General features: G+C 44.8%; 11 protein-coding genes and 2 tRNA genes. 7 read left to right on the forward strand and 6 right to left on the reverse strand.

What is annotated here, in order from left to right:
• The first annotated feature begins 436 nt into the window (after nucleotides 1-436).
• Complete coding sequence (locus QN395_RS13355; RefSeq protein ID WP_322121495.1) at nucleotides 437-2,869, forward strand: PAS domain-containing sensor histidine kinase; 2,433 nt, start codon at nucleotides 437-439, stop codon at nucleotides 2,867-2,869.
• 374 nt (nucleotides 2,870-3,243) lie between these two features.
• Nucleotides 3,244-5,079, forward strand: a complete 1,836-nt coding sequence (locus QN395_RS13360; protein ID WP_322121496.1) for a DUF885 domain-containing protein — start codon at nucleotides 3,244-3,246, stop codon at nucleotides 5,077-5,079.
• 246 nt (nucleotides 5,080-5,325) lie between these two features.
• Here QN395_RS13360 and QN395_RS13365 read toward each other — a convergent pair whose 3' ends face one another.
• From QN395_RS13365 to QN395_RS13375, 3 genes are read right to left on the reverse strand one after another with little or no spacing between them, the layout of a single operon-like run.
• On the reverse strand, nucleotides 5,326-6,450 hold the full coding sequence (locus QN395_RS13365; protein WP_322121497.1) for an acyltransferase: 1,125 nt from the start codon (nucleotides 6,448-6,450) through the stop codon (nucleotides 5,326-5,328).
• Complete coding sequence (gene rlmF / locus QN395_RS13370; RefSeq protein WP_322121498.1) at nucleotides 6,447-7,511, reverse strand: 23S rRNA (adenine(1618)-N(6))-methyltransferase RlmF; 1,065 nt, start codon at nucleotides 7,509-7,511, stop codon at nucleotides 6,447-6,449. The genes QN395_RS13365 and rlmF overlap by 4 nt, the downstream gene beginning before the upstream one ends.
• A gap of 51 nt (nucleotides 7,512-7,562) precedes the next feature.
• Nucleotides 7,563-8,330 (reverse strand): transporter substrate-binding domain-containing protein, encoded by a 768-nt coding sequence (locus QN395_RS13375; RefSeq protein WP_323491831.1) that lies wholly within the window; start codon nucleotides 8,328-8,330, stop codon nucleotides 7,563-7,565.
• A 485-nt stretch (nucleotides 8,331-8,815) separates the two neighbouring features.
• Between QN395_RS13375 and QN395_RS13380 the strand changes: the two genes are divergently transcribed.
• Nucleotides 8,816-9,808, forward strand: coding sequence for a ParA family protein (locus QN395_RS13380; RefSeq protein WP_322121500.1), 993 nt, complete (start codon nucleotides 8,816-8,818; stop codon nucleotides 9,806-9,808).
• Nucleotides 9,805-10,671 carry an SIR2 family protein gene (locus QN395_RS13385; protein WP_323491830.1) on the forward strand — a complete coding sequence of 289 codons (867 nt, stop codon included), beginning with the start codon at nucleotides 9,805-9,807 and terminating at the stop codon, nucleotides 10,669-10,671. Before QN395_RS13380 ends, QN395_RS13385 begins: the two co-directional genes overlap by 4 nt.
• Nucleotides 10,672-10,804: 133 nt before the next feature.
• Here QN395_RS13385 and QN395_RS13390 read toward each other — a convergent pair.
• Nucleotides 10,805-10,895 (reverse strand) — tRNA-Ser (locus QN395_RS13390).
• A 219-nt stretch (nucleotides 10,896-11,114) separates the two neighbouring features.
• Here QN395_RS13390 and murJ point away from each other — a divergent pair.
• On the forward strand, nucleotides 11,115-12,665 hold the full coding sequence (gene murJ, locus QN395_RS13395) for a murein biosynthesis integral membrane protein MurJ (RefSeq protein ID WP_322121503.1): 1,551 nt from the start codon (nucleotides 11,115-11,117) through the stop codon (nucleotides 12,663-12,665).
• A gap of 221 nt (nucleotides 12,666-12,886) precedes the next feature.
• Here the strand turns inward: murJ and QN395_RS13400 are convergent, their stop codons facing one another.
• The gene (locus QN395_RS13400) at nucleotides 12,887-14,779 is read right to left on the reverse strand and encodes an ATP-binding cassette domain-containing protein (RefSeq protein WP_322121504.1); all 1,893 of its coding nucleotides are present in this window, start codon (nucleotides 14,777-14,779) and stop codon (nucleotides 12,887-12,889) included.
• 243 nt (nucleotides 14,780-15,022) lie between these two features.
• On the opposite strand from QN395_RS13400, the gene QN395_RS13405 reads away from it, so the two are divergent.
• Nucleotides 15,023-15,097: transfer RNA gene (locus QN395_RS13405), tRNA-Arg, on the forward strand.
• A gap of 495 nt (nucleotides 15,098-15,592) precedes the next feature.
• Nucleotides 15,593-16,768: an acyl-CoA dehydrogenase gene (locus QN395_RS13410; RefSeq protein WP_322121505.1), complete on the forward strand. Its 1,176-nt coding sequence runs from the start codon at nucleotides 15,593-15,595 to the stop codon at nucleotides 16,766-16,768.
• A gap of 347 nt (nucleotides 16,769-17,115) precedes the next feature.
• Here QN395_RS13410 and kynA read toward each other — a convergent pair whose 3' ends face one another.
• Nucleotides 17,116-17,913 carry a tryptophan 2,3-dioxygenase gene (gene kynA, locus QN395_RS13415; protein ID WP_322121706.1) on the reverse strand — a complete coding sequence of 266 codons (798 nt, stop codon included), beginning with the start codon at nucleotides 17,911-17,913 and terminating at the stop codon, nucleotides 17,116-17,118.
• Between the last annotated feature and the right edge of the window lie 111 nt (nucleotides 17,914-18,024).

Here is an 18,024-nt window from a genome sequence, read left to right on the forward strand (position 1 = left end):
TGAAGCAATGACGATAATCAAGAGTAAGTACATTTTTTTTTAAAATGACAACTAAATTTCGCGTTTAGCATCAAATTTTTAGCATTGATTCAACATTATCAATGGAGCTGCGAGGAGCGGCGATAGGGTAACGAACATGGTACTGACATAGCTGAGGTACTTAAACCAGCTGTGACGCAGGTGTAAAAATATGATTTATCTTATTAAAGCGTCAGTCGTGATAATTCAGCTGAAGATTGATCGATAGGATCCGAACATATGTTGTCGCCAGCGACTGTTGCATTGCGGTGCGACTTGCTTCTACCTCTTCACCCGTTTAGACTCAGTTAAGTTTGCTACTAGAAGGCGCCGTACTTGTTCGATCAATATCTGACTATCAATCTTTATTGATGGCATTCATTTTTTTCTGGTTAATATTTCTCTTCGCAGAATTTTTATGCCACTCTCTCTTTTAACAGTTACTAGCTTTCTATCAGTCAGTATCAGTGCATTGATGGTGCTGGTACTGATGTACTTGCAGCATATTGGAGTTTGTAAGCGTGCGACTCGTTTTTGGATGATTGCTTATGCATGTGTCGGCGTTAGATATTTTCTCGGACTGATTGCGGTATTTCAACCTGCTGTATTTAAGCTCTCTTTGTTTCAGGACTCTTTATTCCAGCCCACAGTAATTCAAACTTATATCAGCGCGACCGGTGTCGATTTTTTCTTTATCGGGTTCGCTAGTTTTTTCTGGATGGGCACCCGTCTGTTTATTGATCTGCCCATATTTAGTAAGCGGATTATCGTTTGTTCTGGCGTTGTTTCGATCTGGAGTATTGGTACCCAATTAGTTTTTCCTGAATTGATCTGGCCTGACTTTTTGACGCATTTGTATTGCGGTGGATTACTTTTTGCGTCCGCACTTAGTTTTTTGCGTATGCATCAGATTAGGTCTAATTTGGGTCACCTTATTCTCTTTTTGCTGATCTTGATAAGAGGTACTCTATTTATTGGTTTTCCTGTTTTTTCGATGGAAGATATTTTTATCTTTTGGGATCTTGCTGCGACCAGTTTGATCGATCTCAGTATTGGGATGATGTTGCTGATCGCCGCAATTGTCGATCAGCAAAAAAATACTGAAGCAGCCCTGCACGCGATGCAAATAGAAATGGATGTGCGCAAGCATGCAGAAAGTGTTTTGCAAGAACGCAAGGCGCTGTTTGAGAAAGTATTCCAACTGGTACCTGTGACCTTGACCGTGACTAGGATGAGAGATGGTTATTACATTGACGTCAATCGTAATTGGAAGTCGCTTTCCGGCTGGTCCAGAGATGAAGTCATCGGTGTAACGTCTGCCGATATCAATTTATGGGCAGAGATTGAGCAAAGGAATAAATTAGTAGAGCTGATTAATCGAGATGGTGAAGTAAGGAATATGCACATATCCTTTCGTCATCAGGATGGGCACATTTTTCAATGCCGCGTTTCTGGTGCTAAATTTGAATCTGAAAATGAAACCTATTTATTAATAGCCTCACAAAATATTGAGCAGGAACTCGCAACCGAACATGCACGAGCTGATGCCGAACGCTTATTACGTGAAAACGAACATAAATATTCGACGATTTTTCAGTTGTCACCAATCCCTCTTGGCTTGGTCGATGTTGAGGCTAAGACAGTGATTGAGGTGAATGATATCTGGCTCAAGCAGTTTGGGTTCCCGCGCGATTTGGTGATCGGACGCACTGCAGTTGAATTATCATTTTGGGATAAGCCTGAGCAACGTACTGTAATGATGCAGCTTTTGTTAAATGAGGGTCGGGTAGATAGTTTTGAGATGTTGCACCGGCGTTACGATGGTCGAGTGTTGACTTGCCTGTTATCTGCGCGCTTGTTTGATATGGCGGGTAATAAAGTCTTCATCTTTAGTTTACTGGACGTTACCAGACAGTATCAGGCAGAGCAAGAGATACGTGACATGACCGTGCAGTTAGAGGCCCGCGTCCGGTTGCGAACCTTGAAGCTTGAGCAAGCCAATATCGAATTGGCGGAAGCTATGGAATCATTACGATATGCGCAAGATGAATTGATACGCTCTGAGAAAATGGCCGCCCTGGGTTCTCTAGTTGCCGGTGTCGCGCATGAACTCAACACGCCTATCGGTAATAGCGTCACTGTCGCCAGCACCTTACAGGATAAAACTAAAGAACTATTGAATGAGGTAGTGGCAGGAAAATTGCGGCGCTCTGGTTTGGACGAGTATTTGCAAAGCGCAACCACGGGCACTGCACTGCTAATGAAAACCCTTGGTATCGCGCGCGAACTTATACGCAGCTTTAAGCAAGTCGCAGTTGATCAGGCGAGTAATCAGCGACGGTTATTTGATCTAAAAACTTCTTTGGATGAAGTCATCACAACCCTGGCACCGATGTTTAATAAGCAGGAGCTGAGTCTGCTGACTGAGTTTAGTCCGGGCATTGTTATGGATAGTTTTCCCGGACCACTAGGACAGATATTAACTAATTTTATGAGCAATGCGCTCAACCATGGCTTTGATGGAATAGATAAAGGTGAAATTAAGGGTGAAATACAGATTACCAGCCGGCTGGTAGACGATCAGCATGTTGAAATTGTTTTTGCTGATAACGGCGTTGGTATTCCGGAGCTAGATCAAAAGCGCGTTTTCGATCCGTTTTTTACCACTAAATTAGGGCAGGGCGGATCAGGACTTGGTATGCATATTGTGTACAACCTGGTGACAGGTGTCCTGGGTGGCTCTATCCACCTCGATAGCAAAGTCGGTGAAGGAACTAGCTTTACTATCTTGCTGCCATTGTCCGCACCAGCGATGTCCTCTGATGTAGAGCCGGAAGTGATTGATCTTTAAGTCACACATCTCGTACCTCTTTCACACATTTTTCAGGCAGCTTATTCGTCTATTTTATTTGCTTAGCTAATTCGGCTATATTCTGCTTATATTAATATACTCATGGTAAGTATATTTATTTGTCCAAGTAATTACTGGTCAATTCAGGTATTTTCCATAAAACGCGGGGGAGTATATGATATTTGATGATGCTAAATCTGGTGCAAGTTTAGAAAAAGACCTTACCTCAGAGGTGTAGATATCTGGGGATGTAAGAACACACAGACACACAGATGCTGAGTATGTTTTCTTCCCCTCTCTATTTTTCCGCAACCCTGTTTTATTTTGATATTGCCGGGCGCTAATTCTCGGTAGCACCTTTTTTGAGAGAAATAATGAACCGTTTTTCAGTTGCATTTTTTTATCTGGTATCGACTTCACTATTATCAGCGACATCACTACCATCGTTTGCCGCAGATCAGTTGACCACGCTCAACCTCAAGCCTCACTTCAAGCCTGACCTTAAGCCCGACTCTAAAATCGCACAGCAATTCAAAGCAATCTACACAAAAGAAGCTGCGTGGCGGCAGGCGCAGACTGGTGAGTTTGACGAAGATAACGATCGTGGTGTCAGTTCAGGTTTACCCAAGGTCGGTGCTGTGGTACAGCACGCAAAGTTGGTGTATTGGTCGGATGTTATACGCCAGTTAGACAAGATCAATCCTCTAGCCTTATCGACGGAAGATCAGATCAATTACGCCGTATATCGCGCCCAGATCAAAGCCTTGCTGAATGACCAGATATTGATGGAATATCAAAAACCCTTGAACGCCGATTCTGCCTTTTGGTCCGACCTGACCTACGCCGCCAGAAAACCTTTATTCAGCTTGCTTGACTATCGTAATTACATCGCCCAGTTAAAAGATGTGCCCCGCTATTTTTCAGAAAATATTAGCAATATGCGGGCAGGATTGCAGCGTGGCTTTACGCCACCTAAAGTGACTTTGCTGGGACGCGATGCTTCGGTTGCGTCCGTGATCGACGCCAAGACGGTACAAGACACGGTGTTCTACACGCCGTTCAAGAACATGCCTGCGACACTTAGCGCGGATCAGCAAAATCAGCTACGTGCTGAAGGTATAAAGGTGATTCAGGATTTGGTGATTCCTGCCCATAAAGAGCTACTAGTTTTTTTGCAGACAGAATATTTCCCCAAAGCGCGTAATGAGCTGAGTGCCGAGAGCCTGCCAGATGGCAAGGCGTATTACCAAGCAAAGATACAAGAGTTCACCACACTGGATTTATCACCAGACCAGATACATCAAATCGGACTGACCGAGATGGCAAAAATTCGCCAGGAAATGTCAGCCGTCATTCAACAAACAGGATTTAAAGGTGACTTGCCTGCGTTCCTTACTTTTTTACGTACCGACCCTCAGTTTTATGCAAAGACGCCGCAAGACTTATTAATGCGCGCTGCCTATATCGCTAAAAAGTTTGACGGCAAAGCGGCTAATTTTTTCGGTTATTTGCCGCGTATGCGTTTTGCAATTACTCCCGTACCAGATGATCAGGCACCGTTTTATACATCGGGTCGTGGTGGCCCTGGCATTTATCTGGTGAATACCTACGACTTGCCGTCGCGGGCTTTGTATAGTTTGCCGGCGCTGACCTTGCATGAATCCGCTCCGGGCCACGCCTTCCAAATGCCGATCGCGATGGAGCAAAAGCATCGTCCAAAGTTTCGGCAAGGCTATATCTCAGCCTATGGCGAGGGCTGGGCTTTATATGCCGAGCGTTTAGGTACAGAGATGGGCATGTATGAAACTGCTTACGAAAGCTTTGGCATGCTCAGCTACCAAGCCTGGCGCGCCGCGCGTTTGGTGGTGGACACGGGTATCCATGCCAAAGCCTGGACTCGGGCGCAGGCACAAAGCTATTTGCATGAGAACACCGCCTTATCCGAACATGAAATAGAAACCGAAGTTGATCGTTATATCTCATGGCCAGCACAGGCGCTGTCATATTATTTGGGAGAGATGGCGATCTGGAAAGCTCGCCACAAAGCAGAGGCGGCCTTAAAAGATAAGTTTGATCTGCGTGCTTTTCACGACACGGTATTACAACTTGGCTCGGTGCCGTTGCCGGTATTGGAAGCACGGATTGATCGCTTTATTGCAGAAGGTGGGAAAAGTCCGTATGCCGTTAATGTGGATCATCCCGACGGCTAATAAAGCCAAGTTTAAAGCTGAAGTTTAAAGGTGATGTTTGCAGATGAGGCAGAATATACTCCCCATTAATTTTATTAAAAATAGCCGCCAGACCAGTAATTGTATGGACGATCTAAATATACTTAATAGGAGTATATATTTGTGCGAGTTGCGTTGTTAATGCTGAAGTTTAATAAATCGCTAGATGCTTGATCATGTTTACGATCAGATTGATCGCTGAATCTAGTTCTGAATTAGCTTTCTAATCTAGTCTCTCGTCAGAAATTGCCCCAGCCATCGCCGCATCGCCTGGTCATACACTCGATCCGCGATCCGGGCAAAACAGACCAACACCAGTAACAACAGCACACCAGAGAATGGCGCAAAGTCGGCAAGATCATGTAGCCCCATTTTTTTACTAGCGATGGTGACTAAAATAAATATCGGCACATGCAAAACATATATCGCGTAACTGATTGCCCCGAGAAAAACGCAGATTTTTTTCAGACCAAGAGAGCGAGGTTCGGATCTGGCGGCGAGCACAACAATCAAGGGAAATAAAATGAGCACCGCACCCAAGTCATACCAGGGACGGATGGCGTCAGTCGGTGTCACGGACAGAGTCAGCAGCGTCAATAAAAGTAGTATGGATGATGGAAGTTTAAAGTCCGCCAATACACGCCTTGATGCATCGCGCAAAGGAGCATCGTTACCCTGCGCACCACCTTGCACACCGCCTTGTACACCACTCAGCCGCGCAATCAATAGACCCATACAAAATGAATACAGTACTCGGGGTATTCCGCCCACCGCATGGGTCCACTTGTAACCTACATCGAGGCTGCCAAAATGTACCGTGCAAGCTAGCAAAGCGATGGCAGAAATGGCGATCGTTAATAGCAAGATGCTCGTGTTCAAAAAACGGTGCAAGACCGCATACAAAGCATTGGCGATAAGTTCAAAAAATAGCGACCAGGATGGCGCATTGATCGCATATAACTGGGGTGTAAAAGGTGAGGGCAGCAGCAATATCGCCAACCCCGAGTTAATCACTAAATCGCTGGTACTCCACTGTGCGGCATTCTTCCCTGCCAACACACTAGCCGCGAACGACACAATTCCCAGCACAGTGGCTAACGCGTACAAAGGGTAAAGCCGGATCAGTCGCAATCGCATAAACCCGCCGGCGGATAAACCATCGGCCAGCCGTTGCGAATAGGCTTTAGCGATGACAAAACCGCTTAAGACAAAAAATAAATCTACCGCCAGATAGCTCTCAGGGAAGTACACCTGACCAAAATAATCCGCAGTATGAAATAACACAATCAGCAAGGCGGCAACACCGCGTATGCCATCAAGCGTCTGGTATTTGTGGAGAGAAAAATCAGTCACGCTTTTGACCAACGTAATTTGCGCCAGGCCGTCTGTTGGCTAGTGTTAAGAAAAGTCCATGCAACAAAGCGACTTTGTTTTTGCCCCTGAACCATCGCGATGGTTTTACTGTCATGTACGCCAGCTTGTTTTAGTGCTGCATAAATACCCGGCAGGTTGGCTGATTTGGACACCAAACTACTAAACCAAAAGCAGCGCGTTGGTATCTGAGCGCTTTCTTTAATCATACGCTGTATGAATACCAGTTCTCCACCTGGGCACCAGAGCTCGGCATCGTGCCCACCAAAATTGAGTAATGGCGATGTTGTAGATGCTAGCGAGTTTGCTATGTTTACTGAGGTTATAGTGGGCGTACTTGCAGCTTCTTTACCAAGATTTTCCCATTTACGTTGCGTCCCGGCGCTAGCTTCTTTGACGGAGCTATGAAAAGGTGGGTTACATAAGCTCAGATCAAACCAATCATCATTGCTAACGACGCCTTTAAAAATCGTATTGGCCGAGGTTTGCAAGCGCAATTGTATTGTTGATTTCATCGCAGGATTTGCCTCTAAAATCGTCTGCGCATTGGTGATTGATTCCGAGTTGATATCAGTACCGACAAAATGCCAGCCATATTCCTTATTGCCGATCAGCGGATAAATACAGCTAGCGCCCACACCAATATCTAACACTTGTACCGCTGACCCTTTTGGTATTTTTCCAGCGTTGCCAGATGCCAGCAGATCGGCAAGATAATGCAGATAATCCGCGCGCCCTGGTATAGGTGGACATAAATTATGTGCCGGAATATCCCAGCCCTGAATACCGTAATAATCCTTAAGCAACGCTCGGTTGAGGGCTTTTACTGCGACAGGATTAGTAAAGTCTATGGTGGTTTGTTGATGTGTTTGCTGTTGCGGTTGTTGCGGTGTTTTTTGATGCGCGTTGGTGCTCACCAGCATTGCCAGCTCAGCATCCAATGGCGTCAATCTGGCAAAGTCATAGTGACCTTGATGTCGATTCCGTGGGTGCAAGTGATGGCTGCTATTGGCCGTGCCTGATGGTGGCGTAATTTTTATCATTGTAGGAGGAGTTTTTTAACCGGAATTTAATCCCAGTTAAGATTTTTCTTATTAATGTTCTGGTCGGTAGCGTGCTAACAGCTTAGCAAATTCCCCGTTCTTCACAATCGCATCAATCGCTTTATTAAGCTCACTCAGTTTGACCCGACCGTTTTTAGAGACAGCACATTTTGTGTTGAACTGCTTAATGATTAAAGGGGGATTGAGCGTAACAGAAAGATCGCCCAGCCTGAGATGTTCATTTAAATTTGACATGGTCGTCGTCATATAATCAAAGCGACCAGCCATTAACTTGCGCAAAGATGAGTCAATCGACGGGGCATCATCACGTAAAAAATTTTTACCTAATTCATTTTCTAGTTCGGGGTAAGTAAAGCCTAATACCGTACCTATACGCTTATTTTTTAAATCTTGGATAGAAGCAGGTTTAGGCACACTACTGACAGATATGACGATGTCCGCCATGGGAATAAATGACTGACTCCAATCAAAATCACCCGGCATCCAAGGCGGAATAAAGCCGCAAAGAATATCACCACTACCTGATTTTAACGCAGGAGAAAATCGCTTACGAGGCAGATCAAGAACTATGAGAGTACGCCCCATTTGCTCTGCCAATAGCTTCCCAAGATCGGTCTGAAAGCGTCCGACAAATGCACCATCGGCTGTTTTTTTGGTGATCTCTTCTTTTTCAATGACCACCAACTCGCCACCAAAGGCAGGCGCGGCAAATTTAGCAAAGAGAAGGAACAGGGTGAGCAGTGATATTCGGGAAAGAGCCATTTGATATCCGGAGTGACAATTGATCGTCTTACTCAAAATAGTTTAACTATGTCCCGATTACTATGTCACATCGCAATGCGCGACGCAACTTTGGATTTGCGTTGGAAGACCGACTTTTACCCGGGTGCTGGGCTTAATCAAAGTAATCGAACTATTTACGGAACATGATTTATGCTCCTAAATGTGCCAATGACGCAAAAACTTTGGAGCATACTGCAACTCTTTCATTTCATATTGACAGCAAAATTACTGGGAGTGTCTGTAGGCAAAAATCAGAATTTGTTGAACCACTGGAATAAAAATATGATTGTTGAGATTTTTATTGCGGTTTAAGAAATATGTATTGGTAAGCTCATAGCTGAGATTTGCCAAAAAGGATCTACTGGCGAAATCAAAATCATTGCTATAATTTCATGAAATATATTTATCTCAATTCTTTTTTTCGCGATTTCTACTGAGTTTTTCGTAGGTGATTCTGAAAATAGAAACCAAATCAATCAGAACGTTTTTGAAGGATCGTCATGAAAAGTATTGGATTTTTTAATAACAAAGGTGGAGTTGGTAAAACTACTTTGATATGTAATTTGGCGGCATCATTGTCAAAGGTAAAAAATCAGAAGGTATTAATTATTGATGCAGATCCACAATGTAATGCTTCGGCGTATTTGCTTAATGATGATGAATTGGAGGGGATTTTATTAGACGATACCCACTATAGTTTAGATTCGTTTTATGAACCCGTCCGTCGTGGGCAAGGATATCCAACAGAACTGCCTACAATTGTTAGAAGTACTAGATTCTGCGTTGATTTAATCGTTGGCGATCCTAAGTTGTCAATTCGTGAGGATTTATTAGCTACCGATTGGGCGTCAACAAAAAATGGAGATCCTAGAGGATTTCAAACTACATACGCGATCAAAGAATTAATTAGTCGCTTGGGAAACTATGATCTCGTGCTTGTTGATATGGGACCATCTTTAGGTGCATTGAACAGGTCAGTATTGTTAGCCGTAGACTATTTCGTCATGCCGCTTTCAGTTGATATTTTTAGTCTGATGGCAGTAGAAAATATAATTAAATCATTTCAAAATTGGATGACTGGTTTAAACGATGCAATTGAACGGCATCAAAAGCAAGAAGGTTGTGCATTTCAAATTCAAAATCATGATGTCAGTTGGAGTTTAAAATTTTTAGGATTTGTAATGCAGCAATATCAGGCGAAAAGCAAAGGTGGAACTCGCCAACCCGTCATGGCATTCGAGCGAATAATCGAAAAGCAGACAAAAGAAATTAATAATCTTTGCTTATTTTTCAATGTGAATCCAGAAATGGTTGATTTAGGTGTGATACCAACATTAAGTAGTGTAGTCCCGTTATCGCAACAAGCGCATGCACCGATTTTTGATCTTGGATCTAAAGACGGAATTGTTGGTTCTCAATATTCACGGGTTACAGAGGCAGGTGAATTTTTTCATAGTATTTCCCAAAAATTCTATGAAAGAATTTCTCAATGATTCATTGGCCAATTGAATTAGTGCAAGCAATAGGTAGAAGACGTTGCGTAATAGTCATTGGTGCAGGTGTTTCGAGAAATTCACAAAACATAGCTGGAAAAAGACCCGCAACGTGGGAGCAATTTTTAAAAGGATGCTCTCAAACTCTTGACAATACAGAGCATATCGATGAATTAATCAATAGGAAAGACTTCCTAACGGCTTGTGAACTAATCAAAAAAAGGCTTAAGCCAGACCAATTTATTGACCTAGTGCAAAAAGAATATCAAGGTCAAGGATACGGCCACGCAGCTATCCATGAACATATATTCAATTTAGACGCGTCAATAGTGGCGAGTCCAAATTTTGACAATATTTATGATACTTATGCCTCAAACACATCCAAGAGCACAATCATAATAAAAGATCACACTAGTCAGGACATTGCGAATTATTTGTTGGGGGGCGACGTACGATTGCTTCTTAAAACCCATGGATCTGCGAACACTCCCCAGGAGATAATTTTTACAAGAAATGATTATGCGAAAGCTCGTACAAAATACGTACTTTTTTATGAAATTCTTAAATCATTAGTGTTAACACATACTTTTTTGTTTGTTGGCTGTGGTACTGACGATCCAGATATACGTCTTTTGTTTGAAGATGTTCAGTTTGCTCATGGGCGCATGCCATTCCATTACATGACTTTACCGAGAGACGAAGTTCATCCCGCCGTGCTAGAAGTTGCGTCGGAATCTATGCGGTTAAAATTTATGGAATACTCCTCAGATAATGGTCATGAGGAATTAACAAATTCTCTCAAGGATTTAGTCAAATTGGTTGAAGACTTCAGAGGTCAAAAGGCAACTGACCTAAGGTGGTAGGTAAGCTGTTGATCACTCAATTTACTCTAAAAGTAAAATTTAGTGCGGACTGTGGAAATTGAATTGAATAGCACATTCAGTTTGAACGGCAAAAAATAAGGCTCTCACGAGGAGAGCCTTATTTTATCTATGCTGGCGGAGAAACGGGGATTCGAACCCCGGGTAGGCTATGAACCTACGCACGCTTTCCAGGCGTGTGACTTAAACCACTCATCCATCTCTCCGGATTTCGCATTGTTGCTCATTTGCGAAGCTCGCAATTATAGCAGATAAAGTTTTGGCAGCAAATGTTTTGTTCTGGCGCCCTCTGTCATAGGGAGGCAACTTTAGCTGGCGTGCTCCACGCTTGTTTTTTTATGATTATTGTCAGATTCCGATTGCTAAATTATTTCTATGCCAAGTAGATGCGCCTCTTGCTGAGGCTACCGTTATAATGCCGCTCCATGAACTTACTCAAAACGCTCGCCACTATTAGTGGCATAACCATGCTATCGCGGATCACTGGCTTGCTTCGTGAGGTACTGATTAATAGTGCTTTTGGTGCAGATGCTTTGACTGACGCTTACAACGCTGCGTTTCGTATTCCTAATTTTTTCAGGCGCTTATTTGCTGAGGGTGCGTTCTCGCAAGCCTTTGTGCCAATTCTGGCCGAATATAAGAATCAAAAAGGGGATGAGGCGACTAAAGAGTTGGTGGATGATGTCGCTACTGTCTTGACGTGGGCATTGCTTTTGACTTGCATCATTGGCGTGGTCGGAGCGCCAGTTTTAGTCTATTTGTTTGCCTCGGGATTTGCTGACAATCCTGTTAAATTTAATGTCACGGTGATGATGACGCGCATCATGTTCCCTTACATTGGGTTTATGTCCTTAGTGGCATTAGCGAGCGGGATTTTAAATACGTGGCGCGAATTTAAAATCCCAGCTTTTACTCCAGTGCTATTGAACGTCTCATCGATTCTAGGTTCATTGTATCTGGCACCTTTATTAGCGCAGCCGATTTATGCTTTAGCAATTGCGGTATTTGTCGGCGGTGTAATGCAACTGGCGATACAAGTACCGTCCCTGGTGCGGATCGGGATGTTGCCACGTTTTCATTTAAATCCTTTGTTTGGTTTGCGCGACCCTGGTGTGCGTCGTATCTTGCGGCAAATGGGACCGGCCGTATTGGCGGTTTCTGTCTCTCAGATCAGTGTATTGATTAATTCGACCTGGGCATCGCATTTGCGGGATGGCAGCATGTCTTGGTTGGCATCGGCGGATCGGTTGATGGAGTTTCCGACTGCTTTACTTGGCGTTGCACTAGGTACGGTTTTATTGCCTAGTTTGTCGAAGGCGAATTTTGATGCGGATACACATGAATATTCTTCTTTGCTAGATTGGGGTTTGCGCCTGACCTGTTTGCTGGCGATGCCTGCCGCAGTTGCGTTGGCGACGTTACCGGTTCCCCTCACAGCGACTTTGTTTAACCATGGCAAATTTGGTGCCGAAGCCGTGCATATGACCGCGCAGGCGGTAGCGGCATATGGCATAGGATTGACGGGATTGATCGTGGTTAAAATTTTGGCGCCGGGATTTTATGCGAAACAAAATATTCGCACGCCGATGAAAATTGCGGTGATCGTGATGATTTCTACCCAGCTGATGAACTTGCTATTTGTGCCCTACATACAGCACGCTGGCTTGGCGTTATCAATAGGCTTGGGTGCCTGGATGAATGCGACCTTGTTGTATATGGGCTTGCGGCGTCGGGGTATTTATGTGCCAGAAAAAGGATGGCTACTTTTTTTGGTGAAATTACTCGTGGCACTGGTGTTAATGGGTATCGTTGCAGTTTTGTCCGCAAATCAGTTTGACTGGATTGCTTTGCGTAGCAACGGGTGGATCCGTTTTGCTATTTTGCTGGGTATTATTTTGACCTGCATGGTGACGTACTTTGCTTCTTTGTTTGTAATGGGATTTCGCCTGAAAGATTTTCGTAAAAGCGAGCGCTGAAGCATAAACATGTGCATGTGTTAGCAGATGTATTGACGCATGTATTAGCGTATATCAAAGCGCATGTAAAAACGTCGCTCCAGTTTTTTCTGGAACGACGTTAGGTGAGACTGGTTAAGCGAGAATTGTTAAGTGACATTTACTAAGTGACCGCTAGTAAGTAATATCTACCAAGCGGTAGTCACTAATTGATCTGATGTAATTCAGATCAATCCAGCGGATTAGCTACCCAATCTATCCCACTTATCAATTGCGACTAGCAAGATTTCATCAATCTCGGCAAAACGATCGTTCAGCTTTTTGACTTCATCTGACGAATTATTTTTGTAGAAATCGCTATCAGCCAAAGTTTCAGTAATCGCTTCTTGTTCTGCTTCAAGCTTGGCAATGTAGGCTGGCAATTCATCTAATTCTTTTTGCTCTTTGTAGCTGAGTTTCTTTTTGGCTGCCAGTGCTACTTTCGGTTCTACTTTAACTTCTGATGGCGATGCATTCTTCACTTTTTTTGTGACGGGGACGCTATTGCGATAACGCTCCCAATCACTGTAACCACCAATAAATTCGCCCCATTGTCCATCGCCTTCTGCCACGATGACTTGTGTGACGACATTGTCCAAAAAGGTTCTATCATGGCTGACCAAGAAGACCGTACCATCGTAGTCTTCCAGCAGTTCTTCCAGTAATTCTAAGGTATCAATATCCAGATCATTGGTTGGCTCATCCAACACCAAAACGTTGGCTGGTTTGGCAAACAAACGGGCTAGCAGCAGGCGATTACGTTCACCACCAGACAATGACTTCACCGGAGAACGAGCGCGTTCTGGGGCGAACAAAAAGTCGCCCAAGTAAGACATCACGTGTTTGCGCTGGCCATTGATTTCGACAAAATCACTACCCGGAGAAATAGTCTCTGCCAAGCTCATTTCATCATCTAACTGAGCACGCATTTGATCAAAATAGGCGATTTGTAATTTGCTACCTTGTTTGATGGTGCCGCTGTCCGGCTCATCTTGCCCGAGAATTAATTTCAGCAGGCTTGTTTTACCCGCACCATTTGGACCAATCAAACCAATCTTATCGCCGCGCATGATGATGCTGGAGAAATCGGTAACGATGACTTTTTCGCCAAATGATTTGCAGACGTTTTCCAGTTCCGCGACGATCTTGCCTGAACGTTCGCCAGTAGTGACATCCAGTTTGACCTGACCTTGCTGATCCCGGCGCACGCTACGTTGCGCACGCAGATTTTCCAAACGTTTGACACGACCCTCGTCACGTACGCGGCGCGCTTTGACGCCTTTACGTATCCAGACTTCTTCTTGTGCTAAAAATTTGTCGAACTTGGCATTCTCAACTTCCTCATTTTCCAACTGTTCTTCTTTGCGCGTTTGATACGTCGTGAAGTTGCCGGGGTAAGAGGTAATTTTGCCGCGGTCTAACTCAATAATTCGTGTCGTGACATTATCCAGGAAGCTACGGTCATGGGTAATAAACAGCACGCTACCTTTGAAGTCGCGCAATAAAGCTTCTAACCATTGAATAGACGAGAAATCCAAATGGTTAGTCGGTTCATCCAGAAGCAACACATCGGGCGCACTGACCAAGGCACATGCTAGCGCGACACGTTTTTTCATCCCGCCAGAGAGCGTACTCATGATCGCATCTGCGCTCAGATTTAGCTTGTCTAAGGTAGTCTCAACCTTATTAGTCAGACTCCATGCATCTGCCGCATCCAGTTTGATCTGGATGTCATGCATACGCTCCATCAAAGCGTCATCATTGTCGCCACCAAACTGACCGGTCAGCTCTTCATATTCTTGCAAAAGCGCAGCCATCTCGCCCATACCGGATGCCACCGCATCAAAGACTCTGATGTCAGGCGAAAATTGTGGCTCTTGTTCGACATACGCGATCTTGATGCCTTGCTGCATGACGAGTAAGCCATCATCCAATTTGGACGTGCCCGCAATAATTTTGAGCAAAGAAGATTTGCCTGTACCGTTGCGACCGATCAGACCGACGCGTTCTGCGGTCTCAATAGAAAATTCTGCATGATCGAGCAGGGCGACGTGACCGAATGCCAATTGGGCATTGCTGAGAGAAATGACTGCCATAATTACCTGGTGAACAAAAAGATGAACTGATTAGAGCGTTTGCAGATGAGACAATTTTCTTAAATACGACCGAAATTGACGGTAATCTGCTGCAATTGGATGAATAAAGGCAGTATTGTACTTGAGTGCGTGACCTCATAGAGAAAGCGCACCTCTAAAAACAGCCGAATTGATTGTTCAGCCCCGCTCAGGTAAGATGCGGCTTCTTCCAAAGAGCAAGTAATACTCCAGCTCGATTAGCGTCTCTCCGTAGCACAATGGATAGTGCACATGCCTCCTAAGCGTGGGATACTGGTTCGATTCCAGTCGGAGGGACCAAAGCCATGCTGCATTATTCTCAAATCAAAAAATATCTGGTTGTAGTGGCGCAAACAATCACGCGTTGTCTATCATTCACCTATTTGCCATCCAAGCTCATTGGCATACTGTAATAAACTCAAATTCCGAGATATTATTTTTTATCTCAGAAATACAGTAAATAGTTTGGGATGATTGATTGCCGTCGCGTTGATGCATCGGCATAGAATTGGGCTCGGTGCTGACCTTGTCCTAATCGGGCAAGGCGCACCTGGCTGCCATCGGGCATATCGGTTGCACGTACAGCAGATATAGCTATCTTACGGCTGAAGTATTACGGCGTTATGACTAGGATCAAACTAGCTTCAAACTCAAAAGCCCGGCGTAATCACTATCGGATTAAACTTGTCGTAAGAAATTGGCAAAATAGAAATTTCTGCACGAAATAAATACAGGTATAACTAAAGTATTAAAATACTCGCCTGACATTTTTATATTAATTACAGAGAGAGACAAATGGCAAAAGCATCATTTCATTGGGACGATCCTTTATTGTTGTCATCGCAGTTGACTGATGACGAGCGCATGGTGCAAGAGGCTGCACGTGTGTATTGTCAGGAGAAGCTGGCACCTCGGGTATTGGATGCCTTCCGTAATGAGAAAACGGATCCGGCAATTTTTCGTGAAATGGGTGAACTGGGTTTGCTCGGTTCGACCATCCCTACAGAATACGGCGGTGCTGGTCTTAACTATGTTTGTTATGGTCTGGTGGCCCGCGAGGTAGAGCGGATTGACTCTGGTTATCGCTCAATGATGAGTGTGCAAAGCTCGCTGGTGATGGTGCCGATCAATGAATTTGGTAGTGAGGCGCAGAAGCAAAAATATCTGCCTAAGTTAGCTACCGGTGAATGGATTGGTTGTTTTGGTTTGACTGAACCTGATCACGGCTCTGACCCCGGCAGTATGGTAACGCGGGCGAAAACTGTCCCCGGCGGATACGCGCTGAGCGGTGCCAAAATGTGGATCAGCAATAGCCCGATCGCCGATGTATTTGTAGTGTGGGCGAAGACCGATGATGGTCGTATCCGCGGCTTTATTTTGGAAAAAGGCTGGAAGGGTTTATCCGCACCGGCGATCCACGGTAAGGTGGGTTTGCGTGCCTCGATTACCGGTGAAATCGTGATGGACAATGTATTTGTCCCTGAAGAAAATCTGATGCCGAATGTCGAGGGTTTAAAGGGCCCATTCACTTGCCTGAATTCTGCGCGCTATGGTATTGCCTGGGGTGCTTTGGGTGCGGCAGAATTTTGCTGGCACACCGCGCGTCAATACACGATGGATCGTATGCAATTTGGTCGTCCACTCGCTGCGAATCAATTGATTCAGAAAAAACTGGCTGACATGCAAACTGAAATCACGATGGCCTTGCAAGGTTGCTTACGTTTGGGACGTATGAAAGATGAGGGCATTGCTTCGGTGGAAATTACCTCGATCATGAAGCGTAATTCTTGCGGAAAATCATTAGATATCGCTCGTATGGCACGTGATATGTTGGGTGGCAACGGTATCTCGGATGAGTTTGGCGTGGCACGCCATCTGGTGAATCTGGAAGTGGTGAATACTTATGAAGGTACACACGATATTCATGCTTTGATTTTGGGTCGTGCCCAGACTGGTATTGCGGCGTTTTAAATTTCTTAGGTAGTTTTAGCGGAATGACGTTTGTGCTTAAATCTAGTTGAAGAAATCAGTAGTTGATATCAAAACCCGAGATCAAAACCCGAGATCAAAATCGAAAGCAGGTAACTAGCTTGTTGCCTGGTTTTTCTATTGTCTGTCCCGACAATTTTAGATGATGGATTGTTCTGAAACACCCCTTTATTTTTTCGTCAATTGTTGTCGTGAGTTTTTGGGTTAGGTGTGTGTAGCGCATATTCGGCAACTTTCGACTGGTTGGTCAAAAGGCAGAATGCTATCGCATCTGACCCTTTGACCTTTTATTCAATGTTGCTCTTCGTACTTGAATCCGTCGGGTGATTTTATAAGGCCGTGCGGAGCGCAAATAGTTCTGGGAACAACACGACATCCAACATTTTGCGCAGATAGCTGACGCCTGCTGTGCCGCCGGTGCCGACTTTGAAACCGATAATCCGCTCCACCGTAGTCACGTGGCGGAAGCGCCAGATGCGGAAAGCGGTTTCCATATCGACTAATTTTTCTGCTAGTTCGTATAGCACCCAATGTTGCTCTGGCTGCTGGTACACCTGTAACCAGGCGGTTTTGACGGACTCGTTTGGCTCGACATTAAGCGTCCAGTCTTGCGCTAAACGTGCTGCATCAATGGCAAATCCCTGGCGTGCCATGAGCATGATGGCTTCGTCATAGATCGAGGGCGCATGCAACGCATCGGACAAGCTGGTATGTGCTTCAGTATTGGTTTCATGCACGCTCAGTAGGCTAGCGTTTTTATTCCCGAGTAAAAATTCCAGCTCACGGTATTGATGTGACTGGAAGCCAGATGAGTTGCCCAGATACGGCCGGATGGCGGTGTATTCGCTTGGCGTCATGGTTGCAAGGACATCCCATGCATGCACCAGTTGGTCCATGATGCGGGCAACCCGCGAGAGCATTTTAAATGCCGGTGGTAAATCGCCAGCGCGCAATTGCGCGCGCACCGCGTGTAGTTCATGCAGCATTAGCTTGATCCAGAGTTCGCTGGTTTGATGCTGGATGATGAACAGCATTTCATTATGGTTGGGCGAGCGTGGATGTTGTGCAGACAGGATTTGATTCAGGCCTAGATAGTCGCCATAGCTCATGTCATTTTTAAAATCCATTTTGGCGCCATGCCAAGAGACGGGGCATTTGCCTTCAGTTGCGCTGGTCGTGCCGGGAGCTTGTTCTGTGCTGTCGTTATTGATATCGCTAGTCATAATGAGTGTTTTATT

The organism is Undibacterium sp. RTI2.2, from assembly GCF_035018705.1.
Lineage (GTDB): Bacteria > Pseudomonadota > Gammaproteobacteria > Burkholderiales > Burkholderiaceae_D > Undibacterium.